Origin of the sequence: Nonomuraea helvata, assembly GCF_039535785.1 — a bacterium.
Lineage (GTDB): Bacteria > Actinomycetota > Actinomycetes > Streptosporangiales > Streptosporangiaceae > Nonomuraea > Nonomuraea helvata.
In genome coordinates this window covers 358,742-381,699 of the sequence record NZ_BAAAXV010000001.1, presented here as the reverse complement: position 1 = coordinate 381,699, position 22,958 = coordinate 358,742, and the positions used below count along the sequence as shown (strand labels likewise).

The window sequence follows — 22,958 nt, the reverse complement described above, 5'->3', positions numbered from 1 at the left end:
CACCGGGTCGGTAGGTACATTGGTTCGATGACGAACGACCAGCACGGCCTGGCGATGACCGGCGCCGGTGCCGCCGCGGTACGGCACTACGACCGGGCGATCGACGAGCTGCTGCACCTGCGGGTGGAGGTCGACGCCGAGACCAATGCGGCGCTGGCCGAGTCGCCCGACTTCCCGATGGGCAACGTCCTGGCGGCGTACCTGGGGTTGCTCACCACCGACGTGGAGGACGCGCGCGCGGCGCGGGAGCGCTTCTCCGTGTTCCTGCGCCGGGTCGACGAGGCGTCGCTGCTGCCGCGTGAGCGTGCGCACGTGGCAGCGGTGGGGGCGCTGCTCGGCGGCGACTGGCTGACGTGCGGGCGGCTCCTGGGCGAGATCACCGTGGAGCATCCGCGTGACGCCCTCGCGCTGGCCGCCGGGCACCAGGTCGACTTCTTCACCGGCGACGCGCGCTCGCTGCGCGACCGGATCGGCGGGGCGCTGAACGCCTGGCGGGGGACCGGCATTTCGGCCATGTGCTGGGCATGTACGCCTTCGGCCTCGAGGAGGCGGGCCACTACGACAGGTCGGAGGAGGTCGGACTGCGGGCGGTCGAGCTGAACCCGCGCGACGTGTGGGGCATCCACGCGGTGGTGCACACGTACGAGATGCAGGGGCGGTTCGGGGAGGGCGTGCGCTACCTCGACGCGCGGCTCCCCGACTGGTCGACCGGCACGTTCTTCAACGTGCACACGTGGTGGCACTACTGTCTCTACGCGCTGGAGTCCGGCGACGAGGCACGGGCGCTGGCGATCTACGACGCGGTGCTGGCCGGCGGGCAGTCCTGCATGGAGCTGCTGGACGCCGCCGCCCTGCTCTGGCGCCTCCACCTGGAGGGCTCGGAACAGGACGAACGGTGGCGCGCCCTGGCCGACGCGTGGCCGGCCAAGGTGGGGGAGCCGTTCTACGCGTTCAACGACATGCACGCGGTCATGTCGTACGTGGGCGCCGGGCGGATCGGGGACGCGGAGAAGCTGATCGCCTCGCGGGAGGCGTACGTGCTGGCGCCGCGCCCCGGCGTCACCAACCAGGACATGACTCTGCGGGTGGGCCTGCCGGTGTGCCGTTCCCTGGTGGCCTTCGGCAAGGGCGACCACGACGCGGTGGTGGACGCGCTGTACCCGATCCGGCACCGGGTCAACGAGTTCGGCGGCAGCCACGCGCAGCGGGACGCCGTACAGCGGACCCTGCTGGAGTCGGCCCTGCGGGCGGGACGGCGTGACGTGGCCCGGGTGCTGGTGAGCGAGCGCGTCAACGTCCGCCCGTGCAGCCCGTACAACTGGCTCAAGCAGGCGGCCCTCGCCGAGACCCTGGGCGACCGGGGCGCGGCGGCGGCCGCCCGCCTGCGCGCCGATGAGCTGGCCCGCCAGGGTGGGCCGGACTAGGGGGCCGGACTAGGCGGCAGGTGTAGAGCGCCGAACTGTCGGGGCCGGGCGGTAGTGTTTCGGCACATGGATCGCCAACTCACCCTCATGGTCGTACACGCCCACCCTGACGACGAGTGCCTCAGCACCGGGGGCATCCTGGCCCGATACACCGACGAAGGCATCCGCACGGTCCTCGTCACCTGCACCAACGGCGAGCAGGGCGACGACCAGGGCGGTGTGAAGCCGGGCGAGCCCGGTCACGACGACGCGGCGGTGGCCGAGCGGCGGCTGGCCGAGCTGCGTGAGTCGGTGTCCCACCTGGGCATCGACCACCTGGAGCTGCTCGGCTACCGTGACTCCGGCATGGACGGCTGGGACGCCAACGCCCACCCCGACGCGTTCGCCAACGTGCCCGTCGAGACGGCCGCCGCCAAGCTGGCCGCGCTGATGGAGCACTACCGGCCTCAGGTCGTGGTGACGTACGACGAGACGGGCGGCGGCGGTTACGGCCATCCCGACCACGTCCAGACCCACCGCATCACGGTGGCGGCCATCGAGGCGACCGGCATTCCCGACAAGTTCTACTACACGGCCATTCCGCGTGCCGCCATCAAGCGGATGTTCGAGCTGATGCGCGACAGCGGGGTCGATCTCGGCGGCTTCGAGCCGTCCGACGACTTCGGCACCCCTGACGAGCGCGTCACCAGCCTCGTCGACGTCACGCCCTTCGTCGAGCGCAAGCTCAAGGCGCTCCAGGCGCACGAAAGCCAGGGGGAGAACATCTTCCTGCTCCGCATGCCCGAGGAGGCGCAGCACCAGGCGTTCGCGCATGAGGCGTTCGAGCGGAAGCTGTGCAAGGTGGACGCGCCTGACCACGAGGAGGATCTGTTCGCGGGCCTGCGTGACACCTGAGGCCGCAGAATATTATTCTGTGGATCATGGGTGATCTCGTCAGCTACCGGCTCAAGGACTCCGTCGCCACGATCGCCATGGACGACGGCAAGGCGAATGCGATCTCGATCCAGATGCTCACCGAGCTCGGCGCCGCCCTCGATCGGGCGGTCGCCGACTCGGCGGTCGTGCTGCTGGAGGGCCGTGAGGGGCGCTTCTCGGCCGGGTTCGACCTGACCACGCTCGCGGCGGGCGGCGACGGGGCCAAGGCGTTGGTGCGCGGCGGGTGGGAGCTGGCGGCGCGGTTGCTGTCGTTCCCGACGCCGGTGGTGATCGCCTGCACCGGGCACGCGATGGCGATGGGCGCGTTCCTGCTGCTGTCGGGTGACTACCGGGTGGGCGCGGCCGGGCCGTACCGGCTGGCGACCAACGAGGTGGCGATCGGGATCACGATGCCGTACGTCGGGATCGAGATCCTCCGCCACCGGCTCACCCCGGCGTGCTTCTCGCGGGCGGTGACGCTGGCCGAGACGTTCTCGCCCGGCGACGCCGTGGCGGCGGGCTTCCTGGATCGGGTGGTGGAGCCGGAGCGCGTGCGCGAGGTGGCCCGCGAGACGGCCGGATCGCTGACCGCGCTCAACATGCGGGCGCATGCGGCGAGCAAGTTACGCGCCCGGCGCCGGATGCTGGAGGCGGTCCGCGCGGGGATCGACGAGGAGTTCGGACCCGAGGCGCCCTGGCCGCCGGCCTGACCGGCTCTCCTCCGCTGGTCAGCGAGGAGAGTACGAGGGCGTCCTCGCGCGGTCTTCCGACGCCTCCTCCTCGCCCGATCGCTGAGCCAGATGCACGACCATGGTCGCGTCCGAGACCACCACGACGGAGTAAGGGGTGTCGGGGGACAGGTCGTCGGAGTCGACCAGGTCGTCCAGGCTCAAGGCCCGCGTGCGCTGCGCGGGCACCATCGAGCGGAACGGGCCGAGCGGCGTCTCGCCCTCGGCGCAGAGGGTGAGCTCGACGTGGGCGTTCGTGGGGCTGACGTTGTCCAGATGGAGCAGGTCGCCCGGAGCGCATCCATCGGTGACGGACATCTTCCGGGTCCCAACCACTGTGCTCATGCGCGACTCCCGCGTTCTTCTGCGACAGTCCTGGCTCTACCCCGATAAGCCGGCCTTTATCCGGTGCCCGGCGACCGCTGCGCCGCCTGACCCGTAATTCGGTCGACGGCCGGGCATCCCGTTGTCATCATGCTCCCCATGACGATCGAGTCACGGGAACGGGTGCGGCGGTACTTCGACGAGTTCGGGGACGCCGAGTGGGACCGGCTCACCGGCGATGTCCGGGGCCGGGTCAGCCTGGAGATCCACCGCCGCTTCCTGGCCCGCTTCGTCCAGCCGGGCGACCGGGTGCTGGAGGTGGGCGCGGGGCCCGGCCGGTTCACCATCGAGCTGGCCGCCCTCGGCGCGACCGTCGTGGTCACCGACCTCTCCCCGGTCCAGCTGGCGCTCAACGCCGAGCACCTGCGGGGCACCGTGAGCGAGGCCGCCGTGGAGCGCCGGGAGGTGCTCGACGTCTGCGACACCAGCCGGTACGCCGACGGCGAGTTCGACCTGGTGCTCGCGTACGGCGGGCCGCTGTCGTACGCCTTCGAGCACGCCGAGGAGGCCATGCGTGGCCTGCTGCGGATCACCCGGCCGGGCGGGCCGGTCGTCGGCTCGGTCATGTCGCTGCTCGGCACCTGGCGGCACTTTCTCCCCGGGGTCGTCAAGGTGGCCGAGACCATCGGTGAGGACGCCAACGACCGCATCCTGCGCACCGGCGACCTACGCCACGAGGCCGGTCAGGGCATCGACACCCACGTGTGCCAGATGTTCCGCCACCGCGACCTGGCGGAGCTGGCCCGTGCCGCGGGCGGCGAGATCGTGGCGGCGAGCGCCGGCAACTGGGCCTCCCTGGGCGACCTGGACGCGCTCGCCGTGCTGGAGGCCGACCCTTCCCGGTGGGCCCGGTTCATGGAGCATGAGGTGGCCGCCTGCCAGGAGCGCGGAGCCCTGGACGGCGGCACCCACATCCTGTTCGCAGCGCGCGGTCAGTCGTACGGGTCGTAGTCCCGGCGCTGGTGCCTGCGCTGCCCGTAATCATCAGACTGCCCGTAATCGCGGGGCTGCCCGTGATCACGGGACTGCCCGTGCTCGCGAGGCCGCTCGTACCGGGGCTGGGGCTGCTCGTACCGGGGCTGCTCGTATCCCCGCTGCTCGTATCCGGGTGATGGGTCGTACCCGCGGGGCTGCTCGTACGGATACGGCGCCGGATCCGGTACGTGGTCGACGGCCGTACGTCCGATGGTCGCCAGCAGCGAGAGGACGGCGATGCCGATGATCAGGTTGATGGCCGCCGTCGCGATCTGCGGGAGGATGTCCGCCGAGTACATGAACGGCAGGAACGTGATGATCACGGTGCAGAGCCCGCCGATCCAGCTGAAGAACTTGGCCGGCTCCGGCGTCGACAGCATGAGGATGTAGAGCAGCAGCGTCGCGATGAGCGCCAAGGCGGCGGCCGAGATCGCGTATCCCGTGGTCGCCGCGCTGCCGTAGGCGGGCGCGCCGTCGGGGGTGAGGACGCGGATGCCGAGGAGCCTCTTACTGATCATGACTCCGACGACCACGATCAGCGCGGCCACCACGGCCGCGGCCACGCCTCCTCCCCACACTTTCGCCGGATTCACCCTCGGCCGGGTCGCCCCCTGGCGGGGGTCATAGCGATCATGGGAGGGGTATGACATACGAATCACCCTTGTCGCGGATGCTGATCAGGCGCTTCGAGCACCTTACACGCACAGTCAAGAGGCGCGGACCGGCTGTGGCGTGCGCACGTCAGCGCGCGAGGGACGGCGTCAGGTATCCGTGGTGCACCAGCCAGACGGCCCGCTCCAGGTCAGGGGTCTGATAGCGGTCCTCGCCCAGGGGCGCCACGTACCTCCTGATCTCGGTCAGGAGGCTCCGCGTCACGGCGCCGAGCGCCAGGCCGGACATCTGCGACGCGATGAGGTCGATGCCCTGGGCCGCCATCAGGTACTGGACCGCGAGGACGACCTCGAGCCGGTCGAGGTTCTCGTGCAGGTGCCGGGCCGAGGCCATGGCCATCGTGTTGTGGTCCTCCTGACCGTCCTTGACCGGCCGGGACAGCGTTCCCGCCGGCGTGGCCCTGGCCTGCATCTCCGGGATCAGCGCCGCGGCGACCGTCTGCACCTGCACCATCCCGGAGTTCAGCCCGACCGTCCCGCCGGCGAGGTTCGCCGGCAGGCCGTAGCTCCACCTGGGAGACAGCAGCCGCCCCGACAGCTCCTGCGACAGCACCCCGAGGTCGGTGATCTCCGCGTTCAGGGTGTCGGCGAGATGCCCCATGACGGAGCCGTCCCAGTTGCCGCCCATCACGAACTCGTACCCCGGGCCCTTGTCGCTCTTGAAGATCAGCGGGTTGGAGGTCGAGGAGTTGGCCTCGCGGACGAGCGCCCGGCGCGCGTCGGCGAGCACGTGCCGCAGTCCGGCCATGATGTGCGGCGCGGCCCGCACCGACACCGCGTCCTGGACGCGCGGATGGTAGTTCGCCGGGTCGAGGCGCTTGCGGCCCTCCTCGGTCATCCAGTCCGAGCCCGCCACCATCGCGCGCAGTCGCGCGGCGACCGCGTTCTCCTCGGGGATGTGGCGTTCCTTGTGGGTACGGGCGCCGAGCGATCCTCGCTCGGCCCTGGTCGCCTCCATGAACAGGGCGAAGGCGGCCTCCGCCTGGTCGGCGAGCACGGTGGCCCGGTGCACGGCGTCCATCAGCGTGGCGGCCAGGACGGTGCTGCCGCTGATGATCGGCAGCGCCTCTCCCGCCTCGAACGTGAAGTCCCTGGGCAGGCCGGCCTTCGGCAGCAGCTCGGAGGCGGGTCCCTCTTCGCCCCGGTAACGGACCGGCGCGTCCTCGCCGAGCGCCGCCAGCCCCGCCGCCGCCTGCGGCTGCAGGTCCCCGGTGCCCAGCGAGCCGACCTGCGGCATCCGCGGCACGACCCCGGCGTTGACCATGTCCAGCAGGCGCTGGGGCACCTCGGGCCGCACCCCCACGGTGCCCCTGGCCATCTGGTTCGCCTTGAGGATCAGGGCCAGCCTGACCACGTTGTCGGGCAGCGGCTCCCCGACGCCCGCGGCATGGGAGCGCAGGACGTTGCGCTGGAACTGCTCCGCCTGCTCGGGCGAGAGCGGGCGGTCCTTCAGCGGCCCGAGCGCCTGGTTCCAGCCGTACACCCGCTGGTTGTCCAGGGCCGCCAGCGCTCCCGCCCGCGTCCTGCCCATGTTCGCCTGGGCGTCCGGTGCGAGCCGCGCGGTCACGGGACGGCCTTCGAGGATGGCGAAGGCGTCCTGGAGCGAGAACGAATCCCCGTCCAGCACCAGCTCCGGGACCGGTGCCGCCCCGACGAGGGACGATTCCGGATCGGCGAGGGCCTGGCCCGGGGGCACGCACAGGGCGGCGAGCAGGCTGACGCCGGCGGCCACACGTCCTACTTTGCTCATCGACTCGTCCCACGGCTCGCACTACGAAGATCAATGCCGCTGCCATATAGCCACGGGACGGGGGAGCGCCGGAGACGGCGCGACACCGGCGGGACGAGTGCTGACGTGATCTCTACCGGGTTTTAGGACGGTCACTTACTCGACCATCGGCTGCGGCTGGTTTGTCGTCTTTGTCAGGGAATCTCCCTGGATTAGCGGCGAACGCGGGGAATATGGTCCCCTGATGGCCGGGGGAAGGCGCGTGACCACACTGTTGCGCCGGTCGCTGCGGATACGGCTGGCACTGTTCGCCAGCATCGCCATGTTGCTGCTGAACGTCGTCGTCAGCGGCTTCGTGCTGTTCGGCCTCCGCAACGAGGTCGTCGACGCCCGGGCGCAGGAAGTGTCCAGCAAGGCCCTGCGGGTGCTTCTCCTGATCAAACGCAACCAGCTGCCCCAGCAGGTGATCTCCCAGGACCTCGACGGCATCCAGGTCGTCGATCCGGTCGGGCGGGTGGTCTCCTCGACGCCGAACCTGGCCGGCCTGCCCCCGTTGACGAGGGCGATCCCGGGCCGGAACCGGGCCAACGACGTCGCGGAGCTCTGCGACCTGCGCGCGTTCCCCGGCCGGTGCGAGGTCGCGGTCGCCATGCACGCGTACCAGCCGGACGGCGCATGGGTGATCTACGCCTTCGACCCGGCGGTGCCCTGGTACGTCAGCCCGCAAGTGATCATCTTCCAGATCTGCGTGACGGCGCTGCTGACGGCGCTGACCTGGTTCGGTGTGTCGCGCGTCGTGGCCAGGACGCTCGCGCCCGTCCACAGCATCACGAAGAAGCTGGCGAAGATCACCGCGGGCGGCGGCGGGATGCGCGTCCCCGTCCCGGAGAACGACGACGAGATCAGGGCGTTGGCCGAGACCGCCAACCACACGCTGGAGCAGCTGGAAGCGGCGATGGAACGCCAGGAGGCCGCGATAGAGCAGCAGCGCAGGTTCGCCGGCGACGCCTCGCACGACCTGCGCAGCCCGATCACCGCGATGCGCGCCCAGGTCGAGGAGGCCCTGCTCTATCCCGAGGACACCGACTGGCGGGAGACGGGCAATGAGGTGCTCGCCAGCCTGAACCGGCTCCAGGCCATCGTCACCAACCTGCTCACGCTGACCAAGCTGGACGCGGGCGCCCCGGACCGCCGCGAGCCCGTGGACCTGGGCGAGCTGGCCGCCGAGGAGATCGCCAGGCCGCGTGCCAAGCGGGTCGTCCCCAACCTGCAGTCAGGTGTGATCGTCACGGCCGACCGGCTGCAGCTGGCCCGCCTGCTGACGAACCTGCTCGACAACGCCGAGCGGCACGCCGAGACGCACATCATCGTGACGGTGCGGCAGCAGGACGGCGAGGCGGTGCTGGAGGTCCTCGACGACGGCGCGGGCATCGCGCACGACAAGCGCGAGGTCGTCTTCCAGCGTTTCACCCGCCTGGACGACTCGCGCAGCCGGGACGCCGGCGGCTCCGGACTCGGCCTGCCCATCGCCCGCGAGATCGCGAAGGCCCACTCCGGGACGCTCACCATCGAGGACTCCCACACCGGCGCGCGGTTCGTCCTTCGCATCCCGGCCCGAGCCGGCTGAGCGGCGGGGGTCAGCCGGGGGTTCTCGCCAGCCGGTACTGGGTGGGCGTGACGCCGTACGAGCGGGTGAACCAGCGGGTGAGGTGGGCCTGGTCGGTGAACCCCGACTCGCTCGCGACCCGGGCGGCGGGGCTCCCCTGGGCGAGCAGGCGGCGAGCGGCGCGCAGCCGCAGCTGGCGCTGGTACTCGCTCGGCGCCAGCCCGTAGGCGGTCCGGAACGCCCGGTAGAGGGCGTACCTGCTGGAACCGGTCCAGGCGGCGAGGTCGTCGGCGCCGATCGGGTCGGTGTAGCGGTCGTGGATCAGCTCACGCGCCTTCGCGGCGAGGCGCGTGACGGCGGGCGTGCCGAGGGCGGCGGCCGGCCGGGGCGGCGTACGCGCGGCGAGGTTCACCAGGGCGGCGACGGCGGAGGAGAGCAGCTCGTCGCGCTCGAGGGGGCCGGCGCCGTGCAGCAGCGCGGTGTGCAGCTCGCGCAGCCGCGTCGCGAGCACGGGCGAGCTCAGGACCGGGGTGTCGAACAGGGGCAGCCCAACTGGGCGACCGCCGATGTCCGCGAGCGCGTCGGCGATCAGCTCCTGGCCGATGTGGACGATCCGGTACGTGAAGCCCAGCTCGTGGGCCGCGTGTCCGTCGTGCACCTCGTCGGGGTTGAACGCCATCACCATCCCGGCCGCGCTCGTGTGCCCGGCGCCCCGGCAGGTGAAGGTCTGCGCGCCGAACTCGGTGACGCCGAAGGAGTAGGTCTCGTGGCTGTGCCGGTGGTAGCGGTGGCGCAGGAACCGCGCGTACATGGCCTCCAGCGGCATCTCCGGCGAGCGCCAGTAGCTGGCCCACTCCTGCGCGGCCCTGCCGGTCATGCCGTCACCCGCCCGCGGCCTTCGGCGGCGCACGAGCGTACAAGACCGGGGTGCCGCCTCGGGCGCAGGATGTTCGCTGCCGCCGCGCCCGCCTGCTCGGCCGCCGGGCGCGGGAAGTCGTGTTGCGGAGGGAACCCCATGTCAAACACTGTATCGAGTGGCCCGGTAGGGAGTCGTCCGTACCTCCTGCTGGCCACGACGATGCTGCTGTGGGGGAGTGGCTTCAGCAGTTCCAAGGTGATCGTCGACCATCTGCCCCATTCCGTGGTCGCGACGTTGCGGTTCGGCGGTGGCGCGCTGGCGCTGCTGGTCGCCCTGAAGCTCTCCCGGCAGGCAGGCGGCCGTCAGCGGACGTCGCCGCGCGACTGGATGAGGGCGGCCGGGGCGGGCGTGCTCGGCGTCTTCGTGTACAACCTGTTCTTCTTCTGGGGGCTGTCGCTGGCTCCGGCGATCGACGGGAGCACCATCGTCCCGGTCATGAGTCCCGTGCTGACCACGACCTTCCTGCTGATCGCGGGCCAGGAGAAGGCGTCGGCGGCGCGGGTGGCGGGGCTGGCGACCGGCGCGGCCGGCGCCGTGATCTTCTTCGTGGGCTCGGGCGGGGAGGCGGGCGCGGGTCAGGGCCGGCTCGTGGGGGACCTGCTCTTCCTGCTCAGCGCCTGCTGCTGGGCGGCGTTCACGCTGTCCGGGCGCCGGGTCCTGGCCGGCATCGACCCGCTCAAGGCGACGACGTACGCGACGTTGAGCGGGTCGATCCTGCTGGCGATCTACAGCGCGCCGTCGGCCGTCGAGGTCGCCTGGCAGGACGTGCCCGCCTACGTCTGGCTGAACGTCGTCTTCGTGGCGCTCGGCCCGACCGCGGTGGCGAACCTGCTCTACTACCGGGGCATCGGCGCCGTGGGCCCGGCCTCGGCGTCCATCATGATGTTCGTCGTCCCCGTCGTCGGGACCGCCTGCTCCGCCGTGTTCCTGGGCGAATCATTCGGCACGGTGCAGGCGGCGGGCGCGGCCGTCCTCCTGGTCGGAGCCGTCCTCGCCGTCACCCAGGGCAGGCTCCCGGCGCGGCGCCGCGCCGCCACGCCGGAACCCGCGCCCACCTCGCGTGGCACAGAAGACGCTTGAAACTCACTTTTCACCCCAAACGCGATGATCAGCTTGAAACTCACAAACAACACAAGAGCGGGTGATCGGCAACAAAGCATCCCAACACTTACCTCCAGCAAAACCTTGGAGGTAAGTGTTGGGGCACAGCAGACGCGATTTCCTGTCCGCCGTCGGTGTTTCCGGCGGGGCAGGCGCGCTCTTCGCGACCATGGGCGCGCTCGGGCTTGCGCCGTCCGCCGAAGCGGCCACGAAGGGAACCTTCGGCCCGCCGCAGCCGTCCGACTTCTCGCTCACCGGGCGGTCCGCGAAGAAGGTGGTGATCCTCGGCGCGGGGATAGCCGGCCTCACCACGGCGTACGAGCTGGGCAAGGCGGGCTACGACTGCACGATCCTGGAGGCGCTCGACCGGGTCGGCGGCCGGAACTGGACCGTCCGTGGCGGCGACCGGGTGACTGAGCTCGACGGCTCCACGCAGGTCGCGCGGTTCAGTGACGGCCTCTACCTCAACGCGGGCCCGGCCCGGCTGGCGCAGTGGATGGTCACCATGGACTACTGCCGCGAGCTCGGCGTGGACCTGGAGGTCTTCACCAACTCCAACGCCCAGGCCTACATCTACCACCAGAACATGTCGGCCCCCGTCCGCTGGCGTACCGCCAAGGCCGACGTGTACGGGTACGTCTCGGAGCTGCTGTCGCGGGCGACCGACGCGGGGGCGCTGGACGCCGCCCTCACCGCGCAGGACAAAGAGCGGCTGATCGCCTTTCTGTCGAGCTTCGGGGCGGTGGGCGACAAGGCGAGCGGATTCAAGTACTCCGCAACCTCCCGCCGCGGCCACAGCGTGAACCCGGGGGCGGGCGAGCAGGAGGGTACGGTTCTCGGGCCGGTGCCGTCGCTGTCGGAGGTGCTGGCGAGCGGAGTCGGGCAGCGGTTCGCGTTCGAGTTCGGCTATGAGCAGGCGATGCTGATGTTCCAGCCGGTGGGCGGCATGGACGCGATCCCACGGGCCTTCGCCGACAAGATCGGGCGGCAGCGGATCCGGCTGCGGGCCAAGGTCACCAGGATCACCGATCTGCAGGACGGCGTGGAGGTGGAGTATCAGGACCGCCACGGCCGTACCCAGAAGATCAAGGCGGACCTGTGCGTCGCCGCGATGCCCCCGCACATCCTCGCCAAGACCGCGCACAACCTCGGCGCGGAGGTCCAGGCCGCCCTCGCCACCCCGACCGTCGCGAACGCCGGCAAGATCGGTCTGGAGTACCGTCGCCGGTGGTGGGAGACCGACGAGGACATCTACGGCGGCGTCACCGCCACCGACCTCGATCTGGCCACGATCTGGTACCCCTCCTACGGGTACGGGACGGCGCGCGGCATGGTCGTCGGCTACTACAACTTCGGCGCCCAGGCCGACGCGTACGCCGCGCTGAAGCCCGCCGAGCGCGAGCGCCGCGCGATCGAGCAGGGCATGAAGATCCATGGCGCGAAATACCGCGACGAACTGGCGTCGTCGGTGTCCATCGCCTGGAAACTTCAGCCGCACATCGAGGGCGCGTGGGTGGGCTGGCCGTCCCGGCAGGGCGCGTACCAGCTCCTCGGCAAACCCGCCGGGCACGTGTACTTCGCGGGGGACTGGCTGAGCTACCTGATCGCCTGGCAGGCGGGAGCCCTGGAGTCCGCCCGCAAGGTCGTCACCGAGCTGCACCAGCGCGTCCTGAGCACCTCATGAGAGGACACCACCGCATGAAGTTCCGCACCATCGCTCTCCCCGCGGCCGTCGTCCTCGTCCTCGGCACGAGCACGGCTGCCGCCACCCCCACCTGGTCGCCCCGGCCGCAGGAGGTCAAGCCGTTCCTCCCCGCGGGCAACAGCAACCCCGCGATCGCCGACGGAGTGGCGCTCGGAAAGCAGGTGGCCACGTACACCGCCAGCGGCCTTGGCCCGGCCGCGGCCAACCCCGCGGCCCCCGCCGACGCTCCCGAACGCTACGTCGACCTCCCCGGCGGAACCCTGCCCCCGGGCGTCACCGTCACCGAGGCACAGGCACTCAACGTGCTCAAGCGCATCAAGGCCAACCTCGCCGCGGCCGGCCTGGAGCTCGCCGACGTCGTCTCCATGCGCGCCTACCTGGAGAAGCCTCCGGGAGCTGAGGCGGCCGACTTCGCCGGCTGGAACCGCGCCTACCGTCAGTTCTTCGCCAACACGGACCTGGCCACCGGCCAGGCCGTACCCGTCCCGCTCGGCACGGCGTCGCCCGCCCCGCCCATGGAGGCCAACCCGGCCCGCCCGGCCCGCGTGACGATCGAGATCGCCAACCTCCCGGTCGCGGGCTGGCTCGTCGAGGTGGAGGTCGTCGCCGCGTACAAGCACTGACCGCCACATTGGAGCGGGCCGTCGAGCCGAGGCCCGACGGCCCGGTGGCGCGTCTTCAGTCGTGGAGGACGACCACTCGAGGCTCACGGCACTCCTCGCCGATCTGCTGTCCGGGCTCGCGCGGTCCCTGCTCCAGGGTGCGTCCGGTCCGCGGGTCGATGATGCGATAACGCGTGGGCAGCCCTTCCGCGTGCACCGTGCGGAGCGGGGTGCCGTTCTCCTGGTAGATCAGGTGCAGGCGGCCGGGCACGCGCAAGGCGCGGGTGGTGTTGAAGGTCTGCCAGTCGGGCTCCATGTCGGTGGTGGGCAGGCCGTCCAGGATCTTGCCGAGGAGCCCGACGTACGTGGAGCCCTCGAAGGCGAGGGAGTCGCGCCAGCCGCCGGACGGCGCCAGGAAGTACGCCGAGTGGCCCGGCTCGTCCTCGTGCAGCCTCCACTGCCAGATGTTGGCGGCGCCGTACACGACGCCCATGGTGCCTCCGGCGCACAGGTTGCTCCACGCCTCGTGGCCCTGCCACCAGCCGGCGGCGTTGTCACGGGAGCGGGTCCGCTCGTAGGTCGGCTCGCCGTTGGCGACGGCTCTGACCGGGATGTTGCGCCACATGTCGGCGACGCGTTCGGGGACGTGCTCGCCTCGGTGGCCGGTCTGGCACCACTGGAAGTCCAGCCAGTCGGCGTCCTGCCAGGCGCGGTTGTCGGCGTGCGGGCGGTAGTGGATGCCGGTGGGCTGGGCGTAGCAGTCCCAGGCGTGGACCTCGGCGCCGCCGGCCGGAATCTGCGGCTCGCGACCTGAGCCGTCGGCGCCCACCAGGTAGATCGCCGGGCGGGCGCCGTAGCGGGCCACCAGGTAGCGGCAGTAACGGGCGTACTCGGCGGCCGGTACGACGGTGCCGGCCACGTCGAGGCCCTTCCAGCCGAAGCCCTGGAAGACCGGCTGCAGGACGGGCACGATCTCGTGCTCCACCAGGATGTCCAGGAGCCGGTCCAGGTACTGGAAGTAGGCGGGGTCGAGGTCGTTGAGGTGGCCGGTGGGCAGGTCCTCGAAGGCGACGTCGAAGCCCTCGTCGGCCGTACGGTCGCGCGGGCCCACGGCGCGCATGTCGGGTTGGACGGACATGAGCAGCACCGCGTTGAAGCCCTTGGCCTGCCGGTCGGCCGCGTAGACGCGTACCTGCTCCTCGGTGGCCCGCCAGGGCAGGGCCCAGGCGGTGTCGGCGACGAGGATCGCGGGGGCGCCGTCGGCGTGGACCAGGCTGCGCCCGCCCGGAGACATCCTCCAGAAGCCGTGCCGCCGGAACCGGTGTGCCCCCGGCTCGGCGGGCTCGACCTCGACGGTCCCGCTCACGCCGCGAAGGCCGGGCTCGTCGAGGGACGCGCCGGTGCTCCAGTGCCACTGGCCGTGCGGCAGCGGCGAGCTGAAGCGGACCCGCCAGGTACGGCCGCCGTCGTAGAACGCGGGCCGGCGCAGGGTGAGCCCGCTGTCGTGGGTGAAGTCGGCCCAGACGTCGACGGCGGTGTAGGCGTCCGGGACGTCGGCCGAGGCGGTGAGGGTGATCTCCGCCTCGCGCCAGGCTCCGGCGACGCGCGTGACCTCCCCCATCAGCCGTCCACCTGGGCCATGAGCAGCGCCTTGCGGGCGATGCGCTGCGCGGCCAGCGCGTCCTGGCGGGCCTGCGCCTCGGCGAGGGCGTCCACGTCGAGGACCTGCAGCGCGCCGAAGAGAGGTTCTGCCGTCATGCGGGTCTTTCTTCTATCCCTTGATCGCACAAGGTGTGAATTCTATTCACTTCCGCCTGGCTATTCAGGCGGAATGTAAAGTCGGCGCGCCAGGTGGTCGTCAAGAAGCAGCGCAGGGCCACTCCTCGCACCTCATTGACATCGGGCGACTGCGGCGGGCTCGGGCGGCCGCCGCCGGTCAGCCGCGTTTCGCGGCCGGCCAGCCGTATCCCCAGCCGCCCTGGACCATGGTCTGGAAGGCCCAGCCGTCCTCGGTGCGGACCAGCAGATCGGCGTAGTGCATGCTCTCCTTCCGGTCCGCGATCGTCATCGTCGCCTCGGTCTCCACGACCACGAGGTTCGGGCTGATGAAGCGCGGCGTCCGCTTCGACTGGAGATCCAGCCCCGCCGTGCCGCCACCCATGGCCTCCTTCATCGCCTCGATGTACTCCGCCCGCGTCCACTGCCGTACGGCCGCGTAGCCGTCGGGCACGTCGGTGGCCAGGTTCATCGGGAAGACGGCCAGGTCGGCCAGCTCCTCGATCGCGCCCTGTTCGGCCAGCGCGTCGTACTCGGCGAACCAGGCCTCGATGCTCTTCAGTTCCTCGCCGCTCGGCTGATACATGTGTGCCCCTCTCTTTAAACCGTACGATGTACCGTACAGCATACGGTATCTCTGGGCAAGGCCGTCCCGGCCGGCAGGTTTCGGCGGCTGCCTGGGGGAACGGGACATCCCCACCGCAAAGGCGAAACGAGGGGAGTCCGTGTGGACACGCAGCAGGATGTGATCGCGGTCCTGGTCAAGGACCACCGCGAGGTCGAGCAGATGTTCTCCAAGCTCGAGCACATGAAGGGCGGCATCAGCGACGAGGCCAAGACGCTGGCCGAGCAGGTGGTCATCGAGCTGGTACGGCACTCGGTCGCCGAGGAGGAGTACCTCTATCCGGCCGTACGCAAGCACGTGCCCGGCGGGGACGAGATCGCCGACCACGAGATCGCCGAGCACTCCGAGGCCGAGGAGACGATGAAGCGGCTGGAGGCGCTGGAGCCGGGCGACGACGACTTCTGGCCCACCACCGAACTCCTGATGCGCCAGATCCGCCACCACCTCCAGGAGGAGGAGGGCGACCTCTTCCCGAAGCTGCGCGCCGCCTGCCCGCCCGAGCAGCTGGTCGAGCTGGGGGAGAAGGTGCAGCGTGCCAAGAAACTGGCCCCCACCCGGCCGCACCCGTCGGCGCCGGACACCCCGCCGGCGAACAAGCTGCTGGCGCCCGGGGCCGGCCTGGTGGATCGCGTCCGCGACGCCCTCAGCGGCCGGGGACGTTCCTAGCGACCGGCCGGACGCGCGGATCCCGCCTGTCGATCAGGCGGGATCCGCGCGAGCGGTCGGTGACCGAACAGGGCGGCCGCGTCAGGAAGTTCTCTCCGCGTACAGGTCGGAGACGTGGGCCAGGTCGCGCTTGGGCACGCGCAGCAGGATGTCGGCGCCGTCGATCCGGTCGACCTGCTCCCACGGAACGTAGCGCGTGTGGCGGTGCAGTGCCCGTACCACGGCCCTGACCAGCCAGGGGCCCTTGATGGCCGGGCCGCGCTCGTAGCCGAACAGGCGTCCCGTGTGACGGGCGACGACGATCAGGCCGGCGACGCGGAAGGCGTGCTGGACCTGCCGGAGCAGCGGCCCGTCCTGCACCAGCCGCACGTCGGCGACCTGTCCGACGACCTCGCCCGAGCTGTCGCGGACCGGGCTGCCGAGAAGGTCACTCAGCCTCATGCCGGGCTCCTGGGATGGGTTCGATGAGGTGGGTGCGGACCCAGCGTTCGAGCGCGGGACGTTCCAGGTCGCCGCCGACGTGCACGGCGCTGGCGACGCGGCTGACGTCCGCCATGGGGATGCGGGGCGGAGCCTCGGCGCCCAGCAGGCGGGCGGCGCCCTCCATGAGCCTGCCGAGCACGCCTCCCACGCGCGGGCCGAGCGCGAGCGGGCCCATCAGGATGGCGGTGACGTACGGGCGGCCCTGGTCGTCGAAGTCCAGCTCCAGGTCGTCGACCTTGCACACCAGGCGGCCGTCGCGGTCGTGCACGACCTGGCGGTCGAGCAGGTGCAGCTGCGCGTGCAGCACGCGGGCCCTGGTCATTGGCCCGCCTTCGTGGCCAGCATGAGCGGGATGGCGGCGATCGACACCGCGACAAGAAGGATCATGAATATCGTGCCCAGGGTGTTGGAGAAGACGCCGTTCACTTTGTCCTGCATGTAGTCGCGGTCGTTGGCGATCATCAGGACCGGCAGGTACGTCAGCGGCAGCGCCGCCGCCGAGAACACCAGCGAGTACTCGGTCACCATGATCGGGTCGACGGTGGTCAGGATCAGCGCCGTCGCGACGATCATCACCACGAGGATGGTGGCGTGGAAGCGGGCCGCCTCGCGGGGACGGACGAACTTGCCCCACTGCCAGCCGAAGTACTGGCTCAGGGAGTACCCGGACGAGAGCGCCACCTCGAGCGTCGCGCCGAACGTGGCCGCGAAGACGCCCAGGATCACCAGCGCCAGCCCCACCTGGCCGGCCCCGAGGGCGACCGGCAGCACCATCTGGTCGAGGGAGTCCACCTGCACGTGCGCCGGCAGCAGCACCGTCGCCGCGCACGCCGCGATGGCCAGCGACAGCAGCCCGCCGAGCGGGAAGCCGATCAGCACGTTCGCCCGCGAGACCGACAGGTCGCGGCGGGTCCACTTCTCCTCCACCCCGCCGGAGGAGAAGAAGAACACCTCGTACGGCGTCATCGCCCCGCCCAGCAGCGCGATCGCGTAGTAGAGGTAGGTGGGGACCCCCTCGTCCTGCGGCGGGACGGGATGGCTGGCCTGGTGCCACAGCTGCGCCCAGTCGGGCCCGAGCTGCCACAGCGCGACGACGAAGATGACCAGCGCCAGCCCGGCCAGCCCGAAGACCCGCTCCAGCGTCTCGAACTTCACCCGCCACATCACCAGCCATGCCGCGAACGCCACGGCCGGCACGCACAGCAGGTAGTTGACGCCGGTCGCCAGCTCCAGGGCCAGCGCCGCGCCGCCGATCTCCGCCGCGACCGTCATCCCCAGGATGAAGAACGACGCGCCCAGGTTCGCCAGCCCCGCCTTCGGGCCGAGCCGCTCGCGTACCAGGTCGAACACCGCCCGCCCGGAGACGGCCGCGATCCGGCCGGACATCTCGGCGAAGACGCAGATGCCCACGACGCCCAGCAGCACCACCCACGCCAGCGACATGCCGAAGCGCGAGCCCACCAGGGCGTTGGCGACCAGGTCGCCGATGTCCACGAAACCACCGATCGCGGTGAGGATGCCCAGCGTGATGCCCAGGAACTTCTTCATTGGTGCTCATCCTGGAAGCGCTGCAGGCTCTCGCCGAGCTGTGTCAGCTCCCGTACCGCACTGGACGGATCTTTCACGCGATCGCGCCTGACCTCCACCAGCAGTCCCGAGACGACCTTCTCGGCCTGTTCGGTGACCTTCAGCAACTGCTCGCCCAGCTGCTCGGCCCGCTCGGTCGGCGGCTGCACGCCGCCGAACTGGTCGTTGACCCCCTGCACCTGCTCGGCCGCGTTCGTCAGCAGCACCTTCAGGTACGGCCGGGTCAGCCGCCCGTCGCCGCCGACGGCCAGCCGCACCACCTCGACCGTCGAGCCGACCGTCTCAGCCGACGAGGCCGCCTTCAGCTCGTAGTCACGGTCGTTCCACGCCGGGCTCGAACAGCCCGCCACCACCAGTACACCCGCCAGCACCGCCGGCCACACTTTCGTCATGCACGCCGCCGCAGCACCACGTAAGCGAGCACGCCCAGCAGAGCCAGGTACTGCCCCCACGCCGCCAGCAGGACAAGCCCTTCGTCCTTCATGGGAGGCCACTGCCCCGGTCAAGACCGTTTAGGCATCCGGGCAGGTCGGGGCAGGTGCCGGTAAAGCCACGCTGTCCGGTTCAGGGGCGGTGGGCGCGGACGATGAGGTCGGCGGCGTCGGCGGCGATGGCGTGGCGCCGTTCGGGCCGCAGCGGCAGCATCCCGTACGCCGTCTCGACCCGGCCCTCGGTGATCACCAGATGCGCGAACTGGCGTGCCGCCTTGTCCGGATCGGGGACCCGCAGCCGGCCGTCGCCGTCGCATTCCCGCAGGTAGCCGACCACGTCCTGGTCCGCTGACACCGAGCTCCCCCGCCACGTGCGCTGGAGCTCCGGATGGTGTGCCACCTCCGCGATGGTCAGCCGGTGCATCGCGGACACACGGGGCGAGAGCGCGATGTCGAGAATCCGCTCGCCGAGCAGGGCGAGGTCCTCACGGGGGTCGCCGCTGAAAGGGACCGGACCTCCGGCCGGCGTGGCGCCCACCGCCGATCTGGCCTCCTGGATCGCGGCGAGGAACAGCTGCTCCTTGTCCCCGAAATGGCTGTACACCGTCTGCTTGCCCACCCCCGCCACCGCGGCGATCGCGTCCACGCTCGTCCGGGCGTACCCCTGGCCCGTGAACACCTTGATCGCGGCGTCGAGGATGGCCCGGCGCTTGACGGGGGAGCGGCGCGGGCGGTGGTCGGCCATGGTCTGTACCCACTTTCTACGACTGTGGTCTAGTCTACGAGACGAGACGGTCTAGTCTAGTTTTGAGGAGTGACCATGGACGCCGACGTCATCGTGGTCGGGGCCGGCCCGGTGGGGCTGCTGCTCGCCGCCGAGTTACGGCTCGCCGGAGCCAGGCCGCTGGTGCTGGAACGGCTCGCCGAGCCGGGCGCCGAGCCCAAGGCCCGCGGGATCGGAGCACTGGCCACCGAGGCGCTGCGCCGCCGTGGGCTCGGCGAGGCCCTGGCCGCGCACCAGGAGCGGGGTCTCGCCGACAAGGCACGCGACCACGGCAGCGAGAAGGGGCACTTCGCCCAGATCTTCAAGATCGACCCTGCGCTGCAGGAGGAGCCGGACCGGGTCGGCACGCTGATCTGGCAGCCGGACCTCGAACGCGTCCTCGCCGCACACCTCACCTCGCTGACCGGCGGCTCATCCGCCGCCGTCCTGCGTGGGCACGAGGTGATCGCGCTGACCCAGGACGACTCCGGCGTCACCGTCACCGTCGGCACCCCGGACGGAGAGCGACGCTTGTCCGCGCCGTACCTGGTCGGCTGCGACGGAGGACGTTCGGCCGTACGCAAGCTGGCCGGGTTCGACTTCCCCGGCACGGAGCCCACGAGCGTCGTACGGCGGGTCCTGACCGACGCTCCCGGCCTCGACAAGCTGCCCGAATCGGGCTGGACCGGCACGGGCATGCTGATGCGGGCGCCCGGCATGGTGGCGACGGTCGAGTTCGACGGGTTCCCCGAGGACCGCGGGCTGCCGCTGACCGCCGAGGAGATGCGGGCAAGCCTGTTCCGGGTGACGGGCGTGGACGTCGAGTTGCCGGAGGTGCGCGGCGGGCTGCGGTTCACCGACGGCGCGCGCCAGGCGGCCACCTACCGGGTGGGCAGGGTGCTGCTGGCGGGCGACGCCGCGCACGTCCACTCGCCGAACGGCGGCCAGGGGCTCAACCTCGGCCTCATGGACGCCGTCAACCTGGGCTGGAAGCTCGCCGCCACGGTCACCGGGCGCGCGCCGGAGGGCCTGCTCGACACCTACACCGCGGAACGCCACCCCGTCGGCGCGGCCGTCCTGCACAACACGCGCGCCCAGTCCGCGCTGCTGCTGCCCGGCGCGCACGTGGCGGCCATGCGGGACATCGTGTCCGACCTGCTCGACTTCCTGGAGGTCAACCGCTACTTCGGCCGGATGCTGAGCGGGCTCGGCACCCGGTACGAGCTCCCGTACCCCGCCACCCACCCGCTGGCCGGTCGCGCCTGTCCGGACCTGCGGCTGGTGACGGGCACGGGCGGGACCCGCACGCTCTCGGAGCTGTGCGGGTCGGGGCGGCCGCTCCTCGTCCACGCGCCGTTCCAGCCCGAGGCCGCCGAGGCGGCGCAGCCGTGGCGCGGGGCGCTGGACGTGGCCGAGGTGACCGTACGGGATCGCGACGACCTGGCGTCCGCGCTGATCCGGCCGGACGGGACGGTCGCGTGGGCGTCCGGCCCGGGCCCCGCCGACACGGTCACCCTGACGGCCGCCCTCCGCGCCTGGCTGCCGCCCGCGTGAGAGCGATGTGCCTCACCCGCGCACCGTGGCCGTGGTCAGCTTCGGGTCGGCGGCGATCTCGGCCTCGGTGAAACGCTCGGTGACCCACTGGCCGCGCGAGAACAGGGCCGTCTGGTCGGTGTGGTGCGGCGAGCTCGGGTTGGTGGAGAGCGAATAGGTCAGGATGGTCCGCGTACGGGGGCCGTCCGGGGTGAGCTCGACGGCCATCATGAAGCTCGAACCGGTGTCCACCTCCGGGTAGCGGCCGTCGGCGCCGAGCCGGCCGCGCATGCGCACCCTGTCGAAGCAGCCCTCGCCTTCGGTGCAGCCGGGAATCGGGATCGAGGAGTAATGCTGCGCCCGGCCAGGGGTGAGGGTCAGGGGGATGCCGTTGGTCTGGAAGTAGAGCACGGCGTCGGCCAGGGCCTGGCGCACCACCGGGTCGTCGTGCTTCAGGCCCCGCGGGGTGGTCAGCGGATGCTCGGGATCGAACGGCACCCGCCACGGGCTGTACACGGGGTCTCCCGGCTTGGTCGGACGCTCGAGCCGGGTGAAGAACTCACGCCACAGGACGGCCCCCTCTCCGTCCAGGGTGGCGCGCCCATCCCAGGCGGCCAGCGTCCGGCAGGCCTCGCCCACGTCGACCTGCGTGCCGTCGGAGGCGGTCGGCTCGGAGTCAGTACGGCACAGCTTCAGCAGGTCCGGGCGCATGAGCTCGAAGGTGTAGTTGCGCTTGCCCTGCGAGGTGGCCTGCAGCGTCTCCAAGGTGAAACCGGGAGCGCCGAGTCCGTCGGTCCCGGACAGCCGCTGGGCGATCATGTCCAGGCTGACGCGGGGGCGCGGCTCCAGGTCGGTGCGCGCCTTGCCCCACACGCGCGGGTAGCCGGTCAGCGGCGCCGACGGGTTCGTCATCCAGGAGGTGTTGTTGGAGTTGGCCACGTAGTCGGCGCGGGTCAGCCTCGGCTGGCTCGCCGGCCCGAAGATGCCGGGGACGACGGCGTCGCGGTCCTTGCCCCACAGGCACGCGGAGGTCGAGCCGTCCAGGACGTACTCCTCCAGGCCCGGGATGGGCGACGGCTTGGCGCAGCGCTCCGCCTGGGCGTCGGTGACATGGGGGACCACCGAGGCGTCGGCGAAGTAGGCGGTCCCGCCGGCGTCGGTGGCGAGCGTGTGGACGAACGCCATGCCCTGGTGCGCGGCCTGGGCGGCCTTCAGCTCGGCGAGGTTCCGCGACTTCGCCATCGCCAGCCACTCGTCGGCCGCGCGCAGGTTGGCGGCGTTGACGTCGGCCAGCGCGTAGGCGACCTTGTCGGTGTGGCCGGCGGCCAGCACCGGGCCGTAGCGTGAGGTGAGGAGCGTGTGCTCCACGACGGTGCCGTCCTGCAGGGTGACCTCCATCTGCTGGCGGCCCATCGGCTCGGTCCGGCCGTCCACGCGGTAGCTCGTGGGGTCCACGAGGTCGAGCCGGTAGAGGGTGAAGCGCTGGGCGTGGGAGACGGTGTGCGTCCAGGCCACGGTCGCGTTGTGACCGATCTGGACGACCGGCATGCCGTACAGGCTGCCGCCGGAGACGTCGAGCACGCCGGGGATGGTCAGCTGCACCTGGTAGAAGCGGCGGATCCCGTTCCAGGGGAAGTGCGGGTCGGCCAGCAGCATGCCGTGGCCGTCACGGGTCGCGCGGCGGCCGAGCGCCCAGGCGTTGCTGCCCGGAGCGGGCCCCGGCTGCGCCCCCTCGGCCTCGGCCTCTCCGACGATGAACTCCTTGAGCTGGGAGCCGCTCGCCATGCGGTCGAGGTCGAGGATGTTGTTCCAGATGTCGGTGGCGGTGATGGGGCCGACCCAGCTCTTGCCCCGGCAGGTGGGGTCCGGCAGGTTCGCGGCCCCGGTCTGCTCCAGATAGCGGTTGTACCCGGCGACGTAGCCGTCGACGAGCCGGCGCAGCTCGTCGCTCGGGCCCACCGGCGGCGGCTGGGTCAGCAGTCGGCGCACGACGCCGGAGTCGGCGACGCTCTTGTAGTAGACGTCGCTGACCAGGTTGGCGACCGGCCGGACCGGGTCGTCGGAGTCCGCCTTGGGGCCGAAGTACCTGGACCGCTCGCCCCGCAGGGTCACCACCCAGGAGGCCAGCACGCAGAGGTTGTCCTGCGCGAAGGCGTAGCCGTACCCGAATCCGAGCCCGCCGTAGTCCTTGGCGGACACGTGGGGCAGGCCGTACTCGGTACGGCGGATCTCGGCGGAGTAGCGGCCGTCCGCCGCCAGGGCCGGCGCGCCGGGGCGTAACGCCACCAGGGCGGCGGCGACCAGGGCCAGCGCGGTCAGGATGTGTTTCATACGA

Annotated in this window: 24 protein-coding genes; 11 read left to right on the top strand and 13 right to left on the bottom strand. The window is 71.3% G+C overall.

Going from position 1 to position 22,958, the window contains the following annotated elements; all coding sequences use genetic code 11:
• Positions 1-27: 27 nt before the first annotated feature.
• The 4 genes from ABD830_RS01665 to ABD830_RS01650 all read left to right on the top strand — a co-directional run bounded on the left by ABD830_RS01665 (position 28) and on the right by ABD830_RS01650 (position 3,049).
• Positions 28-600 carry a tetratricopeptide repeat protein gene (locus ABD830_RS01665; RefSeq protein ID WP_344984440.1) on the top strand — a complete coding sequence of 191 codons (573 nt, stop codon included), beginning with the start codon at positions 28-30 and terminating at the stop codon, positions 598-600.
• Complete coding sequence (locus tag ABD830_RS01660) at positions 525-1,424, top strand: tetratricopeptide repeat protein (protein ID WP_344984439.1); 900 nt, start codon at positions 525-527, stop codon at positions 1,422-1,424. The genes ABD830_RS01665 and ABD830_RS01660 overlap by 76 nt, the downstream gene beginning before the upstream one ends.
• Positions 1,425-1,490: 66 nt before the next feature.
• Positions 1,491-2,318 (top strand): PIG-L family deacetylase, encoded by an 828-nt coding sequence (locus ABD830_RS01655; protein WP_344984438.1) that lies wholly within the window; start codon positions 1,491-1,493, stop codon positions 2,316-2,318.
• Between the two features lie 26 nt (positions 2,319-2,344).
• Positions 2,345-3,049, top strand: coding sequence for a crotonase/enoyl-CoA hydratase family protein (locus ABD830_RS01650; protein WP_344984437.1), 705 nt, complete (start codon positions 2,345-2,347; stop codon positions 3,047-3,049).
• Between the two features lie 18 nt (positions 3,050-3,067).
• On the opposite strand, the gene ABD830_RS01645 is transcribed toward ABD830_RS01650, so the two are convergent.
• On the bottom strand, positions 3,068-3,412 hold the full coding sequence (locus tag ABD830_RS01645; protein ID WP_344984436.1) for a sensory rhodopsin transducer: 345 nt from the start codon (positions 3,410-3,412) through the stop codon (positions 3,068-3,070).
• A gap of 138 nt (positions 3,413-3,550) precedes the next feature.
• Here ABD830_RS01645 and ABD830_RS01640 point away from each other — a divergent pair, with 138 nt between their 5' ends.
• Positions 3,551-4,402: a class I SAM-dependent methyltransferase gene (locus ABD830_RS01640; protein WP_344984435.1), complete on the top strand. Its 852-nt coding sequence runs from the start codon at positions 3,551-3,553 to the stop codon at positions 4,400-4,402.
• Here the strand turns inward: ABD830_RS01640 and ABD830_RS01635 are convergent.
• Positions 4,384-5,076 (bottom strand): DUF6069 family protein, encoded by a 693-nt coding sequence (locus ABD830_RS01635; RefSeq protein ID WP_344984434.1) that lies wholly within the window; start codon positions 5,074-5,076, stop codon positions 4,384-4,386. The genes ABD830_RS01640 and ABD830_RS01635 overlap by 19 nt on opposite strands.
• 91 nt (positions 5,077-5,167) lie before the next feature.
• Positions 5,168-6,847 carry an HAL/PAL/TAL family ammonia-lyase gene (locus ABD830_RS01630; protein ID WP_344984433.1) on the bottom strand — a complete coding sequence of 560 codons (1,680 nt, stop codon included), beginning with the start codon at positions 6,845-6,847 and terminating at the stop codon, positions 5,168-5,170.
• Between the two features lie 241 nt (positions 6,848-7,088).
• On the opposite strand from ABD830_RS01630, the gene ABD830_RS01625 reads away from it, so the two are divergent.
• Positions 7,089-8,453 carry a sensor histidine kinase gene (locus ABD830_RS01625; protein WP_344984432.1) on the top strand — a complete coding sequence of 455 codons (1,365 nt, stop codon included), beginning with the start codon at positions 7,089-7,091 and terminating at the stop codon, positions 8,451-8,453.
• 10 nt (positions 8,454-8,463) lie between these two features.
• On the opposite strand, the gene ABD830_RS01620 is transcribed toward ABD830_RS01625, so the two are convergent.
• A complete protein-coding gene (locus tag ABD830_RS01620; protein ID WP_344984431.1) occupies positions 8,464-9,309 on the bottom strand; it encodes an AraC family transcriptional regulator in 846 nt (281 codons plus the stop codon).
• A gap of 138 nt (positions 9,310-9,447) precedes the next feature.
• Between ABD830_RS01620 and ABD830_RS01615 the strand changes: the two genes are divergently transcribed.
• From ABD830_RS01615 to ABD830_RS01605, 3 genes are all read left to right on the top strand, one after another.
• Positions 9,448-10,431, top strand: a complete 984-nt coding sequence (locus ABD830_RS01615) for a DMT family transporter (RefSeq protein WP_344984430.1) — start codon at positions 9,448-9,450, stop codon at positions 10,429-10,431.
• A gap of 118 nt (positions 10,432-10,549) precedes the next feature.
• A complete protein-coding gene (locus ABD830_RS01610; RefSeq protein WP_344984429.1) occupies positions 10,550-12,136 on the top strand; it encodes a flavin monoamine oxidase family protein in 1,587 nt (528 codons plus the stop codon).
• A 14-nt stretch (positions 12,137-12,150) separates the two neighbouring features.
• A complete protein-coding gene (locus ABD830_RS01605) occupies positions 12,151-12,780 on the top strand; it encodes a Rid family hydrolase (RefSeq protein ID WP_344984428.1) in 630 nt (209 codons plus the stop codon).
• 55 nt (positions 12,781-12,835) lie between these two features.
• On the opposite strand, the gene ABD830_RS01600 is transcribed toward ABD830_RS01605, so the two are convergent.
• The 3 genes from ABD830_RS01600 to ABD830_RS01590 all read right to left on the bottom strand — a co-directional run bounded on the left by ABD830_RS01600 (position 12,836) and on the right by ABD830_RS01590 (position 15,121).
• Complete coding sequence (locus ABD830_RS01600; RefSeq protein WP_344984427.1) at positions 12,836-14,380, bottom strand: glycoside hydrolase family 140 protein; 1,545 nt, start codon at positions 14,378-14,380, stop codon at positions 12,836-12,838.
• The gene (locus tag ABD830_RS01595) at positions 14,380-14,517 is read right to left on the bottom strand and encodes a hypothetical protein (protein WP_344984426.1); all 138 of its coding nucleotides are present in this window, start codon (positions 14,515-14,517) and stop codon (positions 14,380-14,382) included. The genes ABD830_RS01600 and ABD830_RS01595 overlap by 1 nt, the downstream gene beginning before the upstream one ends.
• Before the next feature lie 178 nt (positions 14,518-14,695).
• On the bottom strand, positions 14,696-15,121 hold the full coding sequence (locus ABD830_RS01590; protein WP_344984425.1) for a nuclear transport factor 2 family protein: 426 nt from the start codon (positions 15,119-15,121) through the stop codon (positions 14,696-14,698).
• A gap of 141 nt (positions 15,122-15,262) precedes the next feature.
• Between ABD830_RS01590 and ABD830_RS01585 the strand changes: the two genes are divergently transcribed.
• A complete protein-coding gene (locus tag ABD830_RS01585) occupies positions 15,263-15,826 on the top strand; it encodes a hemerythrin domain-containing protein (RefSeq protein WP_344984424.1) in 564 nt (187 codons plus the stop codon).
• Positions 15,827-15,907: 81 nt separating this feature from the next.
• On the opposite strand, the gene ABD830_RS01580 is transcribed toward ABD830_RS01585, so the two are convergent.
• From ABD830_RS01580 to ABD830_RS01560, 5 genes are all read right to left on the bottom strand, one after another.
• Positions 15,908-16,267, bottom strand: a complete 360-nt coding sequence (locus tag ABD830_RS01580) for a PRC-barrel domain-containing protein (protein ID WP_344984423.1) — start codon at positions 16,265-16,267, stop codon at positions 15,908-15,910.
• Positions 16,254-16,631, bottom strand: coding sequence for a hypothetical protein (locus ABD830_RS01575; protein WP_344984422.1), 378 nt, complete (start codon positions 16,629-16,631; stop codon positions 16,254-16,256). Before ABD830_RS01575 ends, ABD830_RS01580 begins: the two co-directional genes overlap by 14 nt.
• Positions 16,628-17,857 (bottom strand): NRAMP family divalent metal transporter, encoded by a 1,230-nt coding sequence (locus tag ABD830_RS01570; protein WP_344984421.1) that lies wholly within the window; start codon positions 17,855-17,857, stop codon positions 16,628-16,630. Before ABD830_RS01570 ends, ABD830_RS01575 begins: the two co-directional genes overlap by 4 nt.
• Positions 17,854-18,288, bottom strand: coding sequence for a hypothetical protein (locus tag ABD830_RS01565; protein ID WP_344984420.1), 435 nt, complete (start codon positions 18,286-18,288; stop codon positions 17,854-17,856). Before ABD830_RS01565 ends, ABD830_RS01570 begins: the two co-directional genes overlap by 4 nt.
• A gap of 172 nt (positions 18,289-18,460) precedes the next feature.
• Entirely contained in the window at positions 18,461-19,072 is a 612-nt protein-coding gene (locus ABD830_RS01560; protein ID WP_344984419.1) for a TetR/AcrR family transcriptional regulator, read from the bottom strand.
• Positions 19,073-19,147: 75 nt separating this feature from the next.
• Between ABD830_RS01560 and ABD830_RS01555 the strand changes: the two genes are divergently transcribed.
• Positions 19,148-20,644 carry an FAD-dependent monooxygenase gene (locus tag ABD830_RS01555; protein ID WP_344984418.1) on the top strand — a complete coding sequence of 499 codons (1,497 nt, stop codon included), beginning with the start codon at positions 19,148-19,150 and terminating at the stop codon, positions 20,642-20,644.
• Positions 20,645-20,656: 12 nt separating this feature from the next.
• On the opposite strand, the gene ABD830_RS01550 is transcribed toward ABD830_RS01555, so the two are convergent.
• Positions 20,657-22,954 carry a penicillin acylase family protein gene (locus ABD830_RS01550; protein WP_344984417.1) on the bottom strand — a complete coding sequence of 766 codons (2,298 nt, stop codon included), beginning with the start codon at positions 22,952-22,954 and terminating at the stop codon, positions 20,657-20,659.
• Positions 22,955-22,958: the final 4 nt, after the last annotated feature.